This window comes from Endozoicomonas sp. Z74 (assembly GCF_057680865.1).
In genome coordinates this window covers 25,582-39,375 of sequence record NZ_JBLYZI010000029.1, presented here as the reverse complement: position 1 = coordinate 39,375, position 13,794 = coordinate 25,582, and the positions used below count along the sequence as shown (strand labels likewise).

The following is a 13,794-nucleotide window of genomic DNA, read 5'->3' as shown; positions in this document are numbered from 1 at the left end:
GTTCCCTGTTCTGAGACTATAAAAACAACAACAAGTGACTCCTGTTATGTGGAAAAAACTGCTTATTGCTTTCGCCATTCTCCTTGGCTCGCTGTATATCATCCCCCCGGTGAATACTGTCTCTACCCCCTCCTTTTATGAGAGCTCTCCAACCTTCCGGGTCATTGCCCACGGCTCCGGCCAGGGCCTGAAACCAAATAACACCCGGGAAGCTGCAGAGCTTTCTCACTCACTGGGCGCCATCATTGAGCTGGACCTTCATGCCAGCAAAGATGGACAGCTGATTGTTCGCCACGATGATACCGTCAATGCGACCACCAACGGTTCAGGCATGATCCGGGAGAAAACACTGGTGGAATTGAAGACGCTGGATGCAGGCTTCAAACACGATCCTGAAGCGCAAGGCACATTCCGCTTTCGTGGGCAGGGCATTACCATCCCCACATTAAGCGAGCTTATAGAGGGGACCTCTGGTGCCCATTACCTGATGGAGATCAAACAGGCCAGTCCCAGTATTGCAGAGCAACTTTGCAAAACCCTGCGTCAGCACAAGATTGAACAGAAAACCATTGTCGCCTCTTTCAAGGACGAAACTCTGAAAGAATTCCGCTCCCTTTGTCCAGAGGTGGCGACGTCCATGTCAGCCCGTGAAATCAAACACTTTGTGATTCTTGAGAAACTCGGGCTCTCCCATCTGCTACCGGTCAAGGGCTACGCCATGCAGGTTCCCATGGAGGATTCCGGCATCCAGGTCGTCACCCCCTCCTTGCTGAAGGCCGCCAGGAGAAGAGGAATCCGGGTCGATGTCTGGACCATAAATGACACCGAAGTTATGAGCCAGTTAATAGAGATGGGCGTAGAAGGGATTATTACCGATTATCCTGACCGCCTGAACGCCCTGTTACCTGAGTCCTGACCACACCAAAAGTTTGACCCTCTCTCCCTTTGAGGCTGTCGCAAAAGGGCTGCACTTGACAATACGGCGTTAAAAAATGGCTCAAAATGCTCATTTACTACCTGTAAACTGCGCTTTTTCGCCATTTTTTGCCTTGTCTTGCCTGCGTTCGCTGCCTTTTGTGACAACCTCCTTTGGGAGAGGGCCGGGGTGAGGGAAAATGGGCAGAGACCTCAAGATCAACGACCAGGGCTTCGGTATAACCTGTCTTACTCCAGACCAAGGTGCCCGACCATCATATGAAACAGGTCGGGCTGGCTGACCAGGGCAGATATACGACTCTCCCCTTTTTCCGCCACCAGCGGCCGGTTGGCAAACAGCGGCACATTCACTCCGGTATGCTCTTCCCTGGGGAAACGGTTGGTGGCGTAATTTACCGCCATAATACCACCCTCCGGAGTTTTCACCCGAGCCAGGTGTCCCGGGGTAAAAACCGGTACCCGAAAGTCAGCGAACAAACTTTCATCCGGCACGATCTGTGCCGCCTGACCATGATCCGCAGTGACCAGCACCAGTGTCTCCGGATGGGACTTCGCAAAAGCAAGCACCCGCTCCACCGTATCCAGCAGCTGCTTCATTTCTCCCAATTGCCCACAGGGACGGCGCTTGTGTGACTCTTTATCAATGGAGGCAGATTCCACCATCAGAAAAAAGCCACGGGGGTTATTGCTGGACAGACGCTCCAAGGCAAGCCCGGTCATCTCACTGAGCGTCGGGGCATGACTGGCATCCGGGTTTGCCACACAAGCCAGAGGCTCCGGCAATTCAACACTGCCCAGGTATTTATGAAGGTGGTTCAACAGGCTGGGATCTGGCAACTCCGCTTCCCGGTCACCTTCCGCGATCATTTGCACCGGCAAGTGATCCTCAGCGAAAAGACCGAACAGGGGCTTATCCAGACTTTGGTCTTCCAGAGCATTGAATTCCGTATGCACTTGAAAACCATGGGCTTCAGCCTGCTCCAGAACCGTGCGACGATCGCCCTCTGCTGTTATTAAAAAATGGCTTTTCCCTCCCCCCATCAGTACATCAAGAGGGGATACCGCCAGTTGCTCAGCAATAGACCCCTTCCCCCCTTTGGCCCGGGTGTCCTGGGAGCAGTCCACCGGCACCCGGTTGTAATAGAGAGCATCTGCCATCATTTCAGGGTTTTCACAGTTTCGATGGCTGATGTGGGCCACAAAAGAGGCCGGTGATGCATCAGTAACACTGGCCGTTGTGACAATACCCGTCTTAAAGCCTCTTCCAGAGGCTAGCTCTACCAGCGTGGTCAAATCACGGTCTGTGTGTGCCGAGGTCGCTATGCGACCACGACTGGTTATTTCACCCGTCGCCATGGCCGTTGCACTGTTGGCAGAATCCGCAACATAAATGGTCTTATCAGGCTGGTGCTCAGACACACTGAGAACCTGGACGGCACTGCGCACCGGCATATGATCAAGAACAACCCGTCCCCGCGCTCCGGCAAAATAGTTACGGGCCATGGTGATCTGATGATCATCCATGCCGTCTCCGATCACGAGAACCACATTCCGCGGGGGCTCAATCTTTTTTGCAAAAGCCGGATTTGAGAAGGCAGAAAAAACCGTTGTCAGTATCAAAGCAATAAGGGTGAACAGGGAGGCCGAGACCGCAGAAACACGCAATAGAGAGAACTGCATAAATACACCTTTTTTTTCTTGTTATAGTGCGTTCGTTTTGTCCCATAAGGAGCCAGGCCTCCGGAAGGAGGCCTGCAGCCTGTCGAAAAGATTAAAACAACCGGTTCAGGCCATCCAGGGCAGCAACCCGGTAAGCCTCCGCCATGGTCGGATAGTTGAAGGTGGTGTTCAGGAAGTAGCGCAGGGTATTTGCTTCCCCCTTTTGCCGCATGACCGCCTGACCAATGTGGACAATCTCTGAAGCCTGGTCACCAAAACAGTGAATGCCCAGCACCTCAAGGGTGTCACGGTGAAACAGGATCTTGAGCATACCGACGACTTCACCGGTGATCTGGGCGCGGGCCAGCCGGGAGAAAAACGCCTTGCCCACTTCATAGGGAACGGCCTCAGCGGTCAACTCTTCTTCGGTTCGTCCCAGGGAACTGATCTCGGGAATGGTATAGATTCCGGTGGGTACTTCGTTGACATAATGCCAGTCAGGATGGTTGCTGAGGTGAGCGGCTGCAGAACGCCCCTGGTCATAGGCGGCACTGGCCAGACTGGGCCAGCCAACCACATCTCCAGCGGCGTATATGTGGGGAATACTGGTCTGGTAACTTTCATTCACTTCCAGCTGGCCACGGTTATTGGCCTTAAGACCAATGGACTCCAGCCCCATGGCCTGGGTGTTTCCGGTCCGGCCGTTGGCCCACAGCAACAAGTCAGCCTTAAGCTTTTTACCGGACTTAAGGTGCAGAACCACTCCATCATCCAGGGTTTCCACTTTCTGGAACTCTTCATTATGACGGATGATGACATTCATCTTACGCAGCTGATAACCCAGGGCATCGGAGATTTCCTTGTCCAGAAACGACAACAGCCGCTCACGGGTATCTACCAGATCCACCAGCACGCCCAGGCCTGAGAAGATGGAGGCGTATTCGGAACCTATGACACCGGCTCCATAGATGATCATTCGACGGGGCGTGGAAGCGAGTTCAAGGATGCTATCGCTGTCAAACACCCTCGGGTGTTGAAAGTCCACATCCGGGGGATGATAGGGGCGTGAACCTGTGGCAATCAGAAAACTGTCACCGTAAAGCCGTTCCGTATTACCACTGGATTCCACCACCTCCAGGGTGTGCTCATCCACAAAAGCCCCCCGCCCAAAGTACAGGTCAATCCGGTTCCGGGCATAATACATGGTCCGGGACTGAACCTGCTTCTGGATCACCGACTCAGCCCGCTTCAGTACTTTGGGAAAACTGAACCAGCGGGGCTCACCGATTTCCCGGAACATGGGGTTGGTATTGAAGTCCATGATCTGCTTGACGGAATGACGGAGAGCCTTGGAAGGGATAGTGCCCAGATGCGTGCAACTGCCCCCGACAAAGTTGAACTGCTCCACCACGGCCACTTTTTTTCCCAGCTTGACGGCATTCATGGCCGCCCCCTCACCCGCGGGACCCGACCCAAGGATGACGAGGTCGTATTTATTGAGACCCATCGATTAAGGAACCCCCGGTATAATGGTTATGGTTATTAAAAATAGAGTGCCCGCTTTTTATCGCGGGAGCTTTTCATAACATCAAGAACGCTTCCCTGAAACCCCGCTGCCCCCTCAGCGCTTTTAAAACCTATGCCTGTTTATGACCTGCCGCTGCAGCATCATAAAACAGGTCATCCGGCATTTCAGAGAGAGGGTCGGTTTTATCGCCGCCGCCACAAATCACACAGCCATCTTTCAACCCCAGGTTGCTCAGGCCACCACAGGACCCCTTGATCGGCTTGTTGGCAAAGATAACCCCCACAGCCATGGCGGCGATCAGCAACAGAAACGCACCAAATGTAATCAGCATGATGGTCATGACCGACCTCCTTAAACTCACTTTTCATCTTACTGGCCGCCCGGTGCCGTTTCAGATACTCCGGAACTGGCGGCGCAGTTTACACAAAACCAGACTCAGCAATTTGACCGCAATTATTTAACCAGATAGGGCTTGAAAGCCTCACTGGTCACCGTGGCAAAACCGCTCTCTGTATAATAGGCAAAGCGGGCAGCAATACCCAGGCGGTTGGCCAGTTCCAGGCCTTTTTCATCACCCAGTACCATCAACATCGTGGCCAGGGCATCAGAACGGGCAGAGGTATCCGCAATCACCGCCACTTCCGCCACCCGCTTGGCTTCAGGCCAACCCGTAGCAGGATTGATGGTATGGGAGTAGCGCTTGCCATCAATCTCAAAGAAATTCAGATAATCACCTGAGGTTGCCAGGGCTTTGTCTCCCGGTTCCACCAGAGCCGACACACCATTCTGCCCCATTTCCGGGCCTATGACCGCCAGTCGCCACGGCTGCTGGTTCGGCTTGACGCCCATGACCAGCACTTCTCCGCCCACCTCGACCATATAATCATTAATTCCCTGCTCCCTCAAGGCAGCCGCCGCCTGATCCACGCCGTAGCCTTTGGCAATGGAACTCAGATCCACAAACAGCGGTTTGAATCGTGTCAGGGTGGACTTCACCGGATCCGCTTTCAGGCTCTGATAACCCACTTTTGCCAGGGCCTCTGTGATAGCCTCTTCCGACGGCAACTGTCCCGGATAATGATTCACCATCCACTGGACAAACTCAGGGGCATTGGCCAGGGCACTGGCTTCAGAATCAGGGACTTCCTTACCCGGCTTGTCCCAGTGGGTAGGGCCAAAGCCCCAGAGGTTAACCAGCGGCCCCACGGTGATATCATAAGCACCGTCCGACATCCGGGAGATCTCTTCCGCCTCCATCACCAGCTGGACGATATCCGGGGAAACATTAAAAGGCTTGCCCACGGGAGCCCGGTTAAACTGCATCAGCTCTGAGTCCGCTTTATAAGTGGACATGCGCCGGTCCACATCGGCCAGAGCCTCATGCACCCGGGCCGACACTTTCTTCACCGGATGGTTAAACAACGTCGCCACATAACTGACATGGTAAGAAGTCCCCATGATCTGTCCCTGGAAACTGTACAGCCTTGGGCGGGTACTTAAAATATAAAACGCCACCAGCAGCAGAATACCGCCCAGCAGCAATGATCGTTTGTAGGACCGCGAAAGCAAAGACAACTCCTTGGGGCAACCGTCCAGGGCTCACTGACAACAACTGGAATAATGGTTGTCCAGGCCATAGCCCGGACAGACTGGCCAGAACACATCGTGTGGACAACCCGGCACAGCTCAAAGCAAGGCTGCTGGATAAAACGCCGTTTATAGCACCAGCTGCCATTTCGAAGGGGGAGTTTAACACCGGTATAAGGCATTATCATCAGGGATTAGACCCACGGTGACACACCCTGTTTCAACAGGCTGCAGGACTGGAGTGATACAGGCGGCCATACTCACCAGCAGAGCATACATGGGGCCGGTTCAGGGCTTCACGGGCTCTGAAACAACGCCAGGAAAAAGACTTTAAAAAAAAAGCAGACACTTTCTCCACGACTCAGGCCTTCCCCTGCTTCTACTGAAATACCTTCTATAGTGGTCATACATTGCATCCCACACAGAGGCTTAGTATGCGCCACAACCCTTACGCCTTTCCCCATAAAGGGCTTCGCCACGCCATGACTGGTTTACTGACCAGCCTTGATTGTACAGACCCTGACAACGAGGACAGCATCCATGCCATAAAAACACAATGGGATGAGTTCAGGTTTCTTTTCTTTAACCACTCCGAATCAGAAGATAATGTACTTCTACCGGCCATCATAGATAAATCAGGCCAGGCCTTTAATCAGCAGGAGGATATAGAGGAGCACCACAGGCTGGAACAGCAGGTGAAACAACTTGATCAGCAATTCCAGGCATTATTGGACACAGTTACTGCAGAACAGTATGAGCAGGTTCGAACCGAAGCTAACCAGGTGATCCCCCAGCTTTTGCTGCACATGCAAAGTGAAGAATCCCGGCTGCTTCCGGTTTTATGGGAGCATTTCAGTGATGATGAAATCAGTGCCCTGCACACCAGGGTGATGGACAGCTTTACTCCCGGGCAAACGCTGCTGTGGTTTAAATACATTGTCCCCTCACTGTCTCCCAACGAAAGGACCGTCTTAATTCAGCTATTAAAGCAAGGGTCACCCGGGCCTTTCTTCGAACAGCTGATCCAAGTCGCGCAAGGTGTCCTGGACGAAGACGAATACAACCGAATCGCGGCCTTGTAACCCTGTTTTTTCTTGGTTCCGCTTATGAAAAGCACCCCCCGTTTCACGCCGTCACCCACAGTATCACTGCATCAGCCTCACTGGTGGAGACCAGGGCATGCCCCATCTCGGCATCGTAGTAAGCGCTGTCCCCTTCAAACAGCTCAACAGGCTGATAATACTCGGTGTAAAGCAGCAAACTGCCACTGAGCACCAGCAAGAACTCATCGCCATCATGACGGACCCACTCCTGGTACTCATCAAACGTACGGGCTCGCACCGTTGTACGATAAGGGATCATTTTCTTGCCGGACAACTCTGTCGCCAGCAATTCATGCTCATAAGTGGTGGTGGGGTGAAGCTTGCCTTCTCCTTTGCGGGTAATATCCCGGCGGCCACCGGCACGGATCTGTTTAGTGGGCTGGGCGAACAGTTGGGGAATATCGATACCCAGGCCATTCACCAGCTTGCTCACTGCAGCAAAGGTGGGGGAAATCTGTTCATTCTCAATTTTGGACAGCGTGGAACGAGCCAGGCCGGTTTTCTTGCTGGCCTCATCGAGGGTCAGCTTCTGGCTGAGCCGGATCGCCCTGACCCGCTTGCCCAGCTGTAACGGCTCAACCGATGCCTCAGGCTGGCTGGCCGCAGGCTGGTCCGTACCAACACGACGGGTGATGACCACTGAGGGTTTGCTCTGCCTCTTCTGGTGTTTGAGAAATTCAGTCTGTTCCGACATAAGGCTCCCGGCACTCCCTTAATCGAGCACTTCCAGAAATCCTGCCTGATGATCCAGTCTTCACATTCAGTCACAGGGAAAGTGATTCATCATACACAGGTTTCACTGGAAAGTACGCGGATAGGAAACCTGTTTTCCTACAGGAAAGAATATTACTGCTACACCTATACGGGAATCCGGCAAATAAAACCCTGGCCTGAATCACTTTACCGGACAGGGGCAGCAAAAAAGACCTCTTTGAACAGCAGGGGATTTATCCGGCTCATCATCATCCCGCTGATGGTGCGGCTCCCTTTTTCCTTCCACTTGACAACTATTGGCTGTAGCCTCCTCTTTTACAGCATTCTTTTTTAACAATCGGCTAAATGCCATTTGCAAATCAGGACTCATGCTAAGCGCCACTTCACCTCCCTCCATGTCCTCCAGGGTTATAGTGCTCTGTGATGGCAAACGGCGACAACAGAAAATAGCTGCAACCTGCCCTCCAAGCTGCCTAAAAAAACCGGGCTCGACAGCCGCCGCATTTCCCGCACCTGCACCTCCCCGCCGCACCATATAAACAAGAACCCCCTGACCATCACAGCCAATCATTGAACGGTTGTAGCCTGCCATCCAGAAAGGAAAATGCCCTTCTGGATTATAAAGGCTCCCATCTAGCTCCCCTGCTGCACCCGAAGTATGGATTTCCCTGGAGGTGAATAGCGGTAACGGGTCATAGCCCCCCTCCATTACCGAGTGCAGAAACTTTACCCCCTGCAGCAGAACTTTTCTGGGCCAGAACTGTTTATCCATGCATGGCATCCGCTCAAATTGCTGATAGCCGTTCAACCCCTGTAAATCAGACACACCGGTTTTGCTACCCGTTGAAGCACCCTCCTTAGGCTCCACAAACCAGAGTATCAGGAAGCCCGAGTGGAAGGCATACAGGTTGAAGGTCTGAGCTCTATACTCAATCCCCTCCACATCACCCAGAGCCCCCTCTATAAAGGAACAAAGGCCGAGGAGCCCTGGCAGCAGAATACAGCGGTACAAAAAACGGGTCATCACTGGCCATCTCTAACAGCACGAAAGCACAAATCAGTCTAGTCCCTTCAGAAATTGGTCAGCCAATCAACCAAAGTTTCCTATTGGAAATTTTTCTATTGATGTGAAAGAAAGGTATTGATAGGCTTCTTCTTATACAAAAACGGCCATAAAAAAAGCAACACTCTACAGGAGCAGTTCACTGGCCTGACCGGTCGTTGATGTTGATAAAGCACACCTGGCAGTCTCAATGCGGCTAGCAGCTGACGGAGCCATCGCTATGGGCTTGAGTATTCTTGATCTTTTCAAAATCGGCGTAGGACCTTCTTCCTCCCACACCGTTGGCCCCATGGTGGCCGCCAACCGGTTTATTGCCGAGCTGGAGCAAAGGCACCAGCTGCCCCAGACGGCGGAGGTGCGTATTGAGCTCTACGGATCCCTGGCCATGACCGGAGAAGGACATGCCACAGATACCGCAGTGATGCTCGGACTGATGGGGGAACGACCGGATCAGCTTGACCCGGATCTGGCACCGGAACTGATCAACCATGTACGGACAACCGGCCAACTGTACCTGGCAAAACGGCACAGGATCCCTTTTCACGAACCCCGTCACCTGCTTTTTCTCCATGGCCAGTCCCTGCCCAAACACCCCAACGGTATGACACTGAGGGCGCTGGACAAAACCGGGCTGGAACTTTTTCACAACAGCTATTACTCCGTTGGCGGCGGCTTTGTCCTTTCCGAAGAAGAAACAGAACAGACCACTGAACCGTCCGCCACTTCTCCACAGATCCCCCACCCTTTCAATAACGCCCTGGATCTTCTTAAGATTGGAAATAAAACCGGTCTGAGCATTGCCGAAATCGTTCTGGAAAATGAACAGCACCTGGGCCGTACCCGAACCATCAGAAAAGACCTTCTGACCCTCTGGCAGGTTATGGAGCAGTGCATAGACCGGGGCTGTCAGCAAACCGGTACCTTACCCGGAGGATTGAACGTCCAGCGTCGTGCCCACCAGCTGCACCAGGAACTTCTCAACCAACCCGAAGACCAGAAAGATCACCTTGAGGTGATGGACTGGGTCAATCTGTTCGCCATCGCCGTCAATGAAGAAAATGCCGTGGGGGGCCGTGTGGTTACGGCGCCCACCAATGGGGCGGCGGGCGTGATTCCAGCGGTACTGGCTTACTACGTCCGATTTGTACCCGGAAGCAACGAAGAGGGTATTTGCACCTTCCTGGCCACCGCGGCGGCTATTGGCATGCTGTACAAAAAGAACGCCTCTATCTCGGCGGCGGAAGTGGGCTGCCAGGGCGAAATCGGAGTGGCCTGCTCCATGGCAGCCGGGGCTCTGTGTGCGGTTCAGGGTGGCAATAATGAGCAGATTGAAAATGCCGCTGAAATCGGCATGGAACACAACCTGGGCCTGACCTGTGACCCCATCGCAGGCCTGGTGCAGGTGCCCTGTATCGAAAGAAATACCATGGGGGCGATCAAAGCCATCAATGCCGCCCGTCTGGCGTTAAAAGGAGATGGTCAGCACCGGGTCTCCCTGGATGATGTGATAGAAACCATGCGCCAGACCGGCCTGGATATGCAGGATAAATACAAGGAAACCGCAACCGGTGGGTTAGCGGTGAACGTGGTGATGTGCTGATTGCTTCCCGGCAGGGTGCATCCCTTCTTTTTTTAGACCCAACAATAGAACAGGTATGTTGGTAATGGAAAACACTGATCAATACAGATTTACACCTTCTCACGAATGGTTAATCAACCATGGTGATGGTACTGCCACCGTAGGTATTACAGACCACGCCCAGGAGCAGCTGGGCGATGTTGTGTTTGTGGAACTGCCGGAGGTTGACAGAGACTTCAAAGCCGGTGATGAGTTTTCCCTGGTGGAATCCGTCAAGGCCGCTTCCGATATTTATGCACCGGTCGGTGGTCGTGTACTCGCCATCAATGAAGCATTGAACGATGCCCCGGAAACCATCAACGAATCCCCTTTAACCGAAGGCTGGATTGCCCGGATCCAACTGGATAATCCTCAGGAACTGAACTCCCTGCTGAGTACTGAACAGTACCAGGCATCACTGGCAGAAACCGCTTAAAAGACCGACAGTGGTTCGGGCTTTGATCATTGCCCATGGCCACTGGATAAAAGCCACTTTCTTCTCCCCGGACAGTGGCATGCAAGTGTGAAACAGAACGAATACAGGAAAAAAACATGGCCGTTGAGTCACCCGTGAGTACCCGCCAGCCCCCCCTGGCAGAGCTGGAGAATAAGGACGCCTTTACCCATCGCCACATAGGCCCTGATCAGGCACAGCAGCAGGCAATGCTCAATGAGCTGGGGCTGGATTCCCTGGAGGACATGATCCAGGAAACCGTACCCGGCAGCATTCGCCTGAACCGCGAACTTGAGCTGAAACCGGGCCAGAGTGAAACACAGGCGTTGGACTATCTGCGCTCTCTGGCCCGACAGAACACCGTAAACAAATCCTACATTGGTATGGGTTACCACAATACCGAAGTGCCCGCAGTCATCCTGCGCAATGTTCTGGAAAACCCCGGCTGGTATACCGCCTACACCCCCTACCAGCCGGAAATTTCCCAGGGTCGCCTGGAAATGCTGTTGAACTACCAGCAGATGGTGATGGATCTGACCGGCATGGAAATCGCCAACGCCTCCCTGCTGGATGAAGCTACAGCAGCAGCAGAGGCAATGGCGCTTTGCCGCCGTTCCAACCGCAGCAAAAGCAACGTTTTCTTTGTAGCGGATGATGTTCACCCCCAGACCATTGATGTAATCAAGACCCGCGCGGCCCATATGGACATTGAAGTGGTAGTGGGTAACCCTCACACCGGGCTTGGTCAGCATGAAGTCTTTGGGGTCCAGCTCCAGTACCCCGGAACCTATGGCAACATTACCGATATTGGCTCCGTGATCCAGGCGGCCAGGGGACAAAAAGCCATGGTCTCCGTAGCCACCGATCTACTGGCCCTCGTGCTCTTGAAGTCACCCGGTGAACTGGGGGCGGATATTGTCCTTGGCAACAGCCAGCGGTTTGGTGTTCCCATGGGCTTTGGCGGCCCCCATGCCGCTTTCTTTGCCACCACGGAAAAACTGAAGCGCTCGGTTCCCGGACGGATCATTGGTGTGTCGGTGGACAGCCGGGGAAAACCTGCCCTGCGAATGGCCATGCAAACCCGGGAACAACACATACGACGGGAGAAGGCCACCTCCAATATCTGTACCGCCCAGGCTCTGCTGGCCAACATGGCGGCCAGCTTTGCGGTGTATCATGGCCCTCAGGGTCTGAAAACCATTGCCGAGCGGGTGCATCGATTGACCCGTATTCTGCACCACGGCCTGACGGAGATGGGCTTCCAGTGCAATGACCGCTTTTTCGACACCCTCACCTTCAAGGTCGGCAGCCAACAGCAAACCATTTACCAGCGGGCCCTGAAACTGGGCTGCAACCTCCGCCGGATCGGAATTGACCGTCTGGGGGTCAGCCTGGATGAAACCACCCGTCAGGAAGATATTGTTGAACTGTTCAATATCTTTATGGGCGAGGGCAAAGAGCTGAATGTTGACTCCATTGACCGACAGATCTGTGCTGACAACAGCCAGAATTGTCACTCCCGCCAGGTCGTCGGGCTGTCAGATGACCAGCGTCGTACGGATGAGATTCTGGGCCACCCGGTATTCAACAGCCACCATTCCGAAACCGCCCTGCTCCGTTATCTGAAGCAGCTGGAAAACAAAGACTACTCCCTGGTGCATGGCATGATTCCTCTGGGCTCCTGCACCATGAAGTTGAATGCCACCTCGGAAATGCTGCCGGTTTCCTGGCCGGAATTTGCCAATATCCACCCCTTTGTGCCCCGGGACCAGGTTCCAGGGTATACCACCATGATTCAGGAACTTGAAAAAGCCCTGGAGGAAATCACCGGCTACGATGCCATTTCCATGCAGCCGAATTCAGGGGCCCAGGGCGAGTATGCCGGTCTGCTGGCCATTCGCAATTATCAGGAGGCCAACGGTCAGGCCCATCGCAATATCTGCCTGATTCCCTCTTCGGCCCATGGCACCAACCCGGCCTCCGCCGCCATGCTGGGGATGAAAATTGTTATTGTGGAGTGCGACGCCAACGGTAATGTGGATGTGGAAGACCTCAAAGCCAAGGCTGCGCAACACAGTGAACACCTGTCGGCATTGATGGTGACTTATCCATCCACCCACGGCGTTTATGAAGAAGAGATCCGCACCCTCTGCCAGATCGTACACGACCATGGTGGTCAGGTGTATATGGACGGCGCCAATATGAATGCCCAGGTGGGTGTAGCCCGTCCCGGTGACATCGGCTCCGATGTCTCTCACCTGAACCTTCACAAGACCTTTGCCATCCCCCATGGTGGCGGTGGGCCGGGCATGGGCCCTATCGGAGTGAAAAGCCATCTGGCGCCCTACCTGCCCAATCATTGCGTCAGCCCCATCGAAGGCGGCCATGAAGGTGTCGGCGCCGTGTCTGCCGCCCCCTTTGGCAGCTCCTCCATCCTGCCCATCAGCTGGATGTACATTGTTATGCTGGGCGCAAAAGGATTAAGACAATCCACTGAAGTGGCCATCCTCAGCGCCAACTATATGGCTGAAAAACTCGCCGGACACTACCCGGTGCTTTATCGGGGGCGCAACAACCGGGTCGCCCATGAGTGCATTATCGACATCCGTCCCCTCAAAGAGTCCACCGGCATCTCCGAAGAGGACATTGCCAAACGACTGATGGATTACGGCTTCCATGCCCCTACCATGTCATTCCCGGTGGCCGGTACTCTGATGATTGAACCCACCGAGTCCGAGTCCAAAGAAGAGATCGACCGGTTTATTGAGGCGATGATCGCCATCCGGGGTGAAATTGACAAAGTAGCCAGTGGTGAATGGCCCCAGGACAACAATCCGCTCTGTCAGGCTCCCCACACCATGACAGACCTGGCCGACAGTGACTGGAACCGTCCCTACAGCCGGGAACTGGCGGCCTTCCCTTCTGCCACCAGCCGTCTTGCCAAGTACTGGCCCGCCAGCAACCGGATTGACAACGTATACGGCGATCGAAACTTTGTCTGTTCCTGCCCGGATATTGACTGCTATCGGTAATCACCGGACTAGGGTGTTTATTTAAAAAGAGAAAGGGTCGTGATGCCCTTTCCCTCACAAACAACAGGCCACTGTCCTGGATAAAAGGCAGTGGCTCTTA

At 53.9% G+C, this 13,794-nt stretch carries 11 protein-coding genes; 5 read left to right on the top strand and 6 right to left on the bottom strand.

Going from position 1 to position 13,794, the window contains the following annotated elements; all coding sequences use genetic code 11:
- The first annotated feature begins 46 nt into the window (after window positions 1-46).
- Window positions 47-916, top strand: coding sequence for a glycerophosphodiester phosphodiesterase family protein (locus tag ACNRUY_RS10765; protein WP_488111633.1), 870 nt, complete (start codon window positions 47-49; stop codon window positions 914-916).
- Window positions 917-1,164: 248 nt separating this feature from the next.
- Here the strand turns inward: ACNRUY_RS10765 and ACNRUY_RS10760 are convergent, their stop codons facing one another.
- The 4 genes from ACNRUY_RS10760 to ACNRUY_RS10745 form a co-directional block, all read right to left on the bottom strand.
- The gene (locus ACNRUY_RS10760) at window positions 1,165-2,616 is read right to left on the bottom strand and encodes an alkaline phosphatase (protein WP_488111632.1); all 1,452 of its coding nucleotides are present in this window, start codon (window positions 2,614-2,616) and stop codon (window positions 1,165-1,167) included.
- 91 nt (window positions 2,617-2,707) lie between these two features.
- Window positions 2,708-4,102 carry a Si-specific NAD(P)(+) transhydrogenase gene (gene sthA, locus ACNRUY_RS10755; RefSeq protein ID WP_488111631.1) on the bottom strand — a complete coding sequence of 465 codons (1,395 nt, stop codon included), beginning with the start codon at window positions 4,100-4,102 and terminating at the stop codon, window positions 2,708-2,710.
- A 130-nt stretch (window positions 4,103-4,232) separates the two neighbouring features.
- On the bottom strand, window positions 4,233-4,463 hold the full coding sequence (gene nqrM / locus ACNRUY_RS10750; protein ID WP_488111630.1) for a (Na+)-NQR maturation NqrM: 231 nt from the start codon (window positions 4,461-4,463) through the stop codon (window positions 4,233-4,235).
- Between the two features lie 113 nt (window positions 4,464-4,576).
- Entirely contained in the window at window positions 4,577-5,692 is a 1,116-nt protein-coding gene (locus ACNRUY_RS10745; RefSeq protein WP_488111629.1) for an FAD:protein FMN transferase, read from the bottom strand.
- Window positions 5,693-6,144: 452 nt separating this feature from the next.
- On the opposite strand from ACNRUY_RS10745, the gene ACNRUY_RS10740 reads away from it, so the two are divergent.
- Window positions 6,145-6,792, top strand: a complete 648-nt coding sequence (locus ACNRUY_RS10740) for a hemerythrin domain-containing protein (protein WP_488111628.1) — start codon at window positions 6,145-6,147, stop codon at window positions 6,790-6,792.
- Between the two features lie 43 nt (window positions 6,793-6,835).
- Here ACNRUY_RS10740 and ACNRUY_RS10735 read toward each other — a convergent pair whose 3' ends face one another.
- Window positions 6,836-7,507 carry a helix-turn-helix domain-containing protein gene (locus ACNRUY_RS10735; protein WP_488111627.1) on the bottom strand — a complete coding sequence of 224 codons (672 nt, stop codon included), beginning with the start codon at window positions 7,505-7,507 and terminating at the stop codon, window positions 6,836-6,838.
- A gap of 201 nt (window positions 7,508-7,708) precedes the next feature.
- On the bottom strand, window positions 7,709-8,551 hold the full coding sequence (locus ACNRUY_RS10730) for a hypothetical protein (RefSeq protein WP_488111626.1): 843 nt from the start codon (window positions 8,549-8,551) through the stop codon (window positions 7,709-7,711).
- 259 nt (window positions 8,552-8,810) lie between these two features.
- Here ACNRUY_RS10730 and ACNRUY_RS10725 point away from each other — a divergent pair, with 259 nt between their 5' ends.
- The 3 genes from ACNRUY_RS10725 to gcvP all read left to right on the top strand — a co-directional run bounded on the left by ACNRUY_RS10725 (window position 8,811) and on the right by gcvP (window position 13,694).
- Window positions 8,811-10,190, top strand: a complete 1,380-nt coding sequence (locus ACNRUY_RS10725) for an L-serine ammonia-lyase (RefSeq protein ID WP_488111646.1) — start codon at window positions 8,811-8,813, stop codon at window positions 10,188-10,190.
- A 64-nt stretch (window positions 10,191-10,254) separates the two neighbouring features.
- Window positions 10,255-10,644, top strand: a complete 390-nt coding sequence (gene gcvH, locus ACNRUY_RS10720) for a glycine cleavage system protein GcvH (RefSeq protein ID WP_488111625.1) — start codon at window positions 10,255-10,257, stop codon at window positions 10,642-10,644.
- A 116-nt stretch (window positions 10,645-10,760) separates the two neighbouring features.
- Window positions 10,761-13,694, top strand: a complete 2,934-nt coding sequence (gene gcvP / locus ACNRUY_RS10715; RefSeq protein WP_488111624.1) for an aminomethyl-transferring glycine dehydrogenase — start codon at window positions 10,761-10,763, stop codon at window positions 13,692-13,694.
- Window positions 13,695-13,794: the final 100 nt, after the last annotated feature.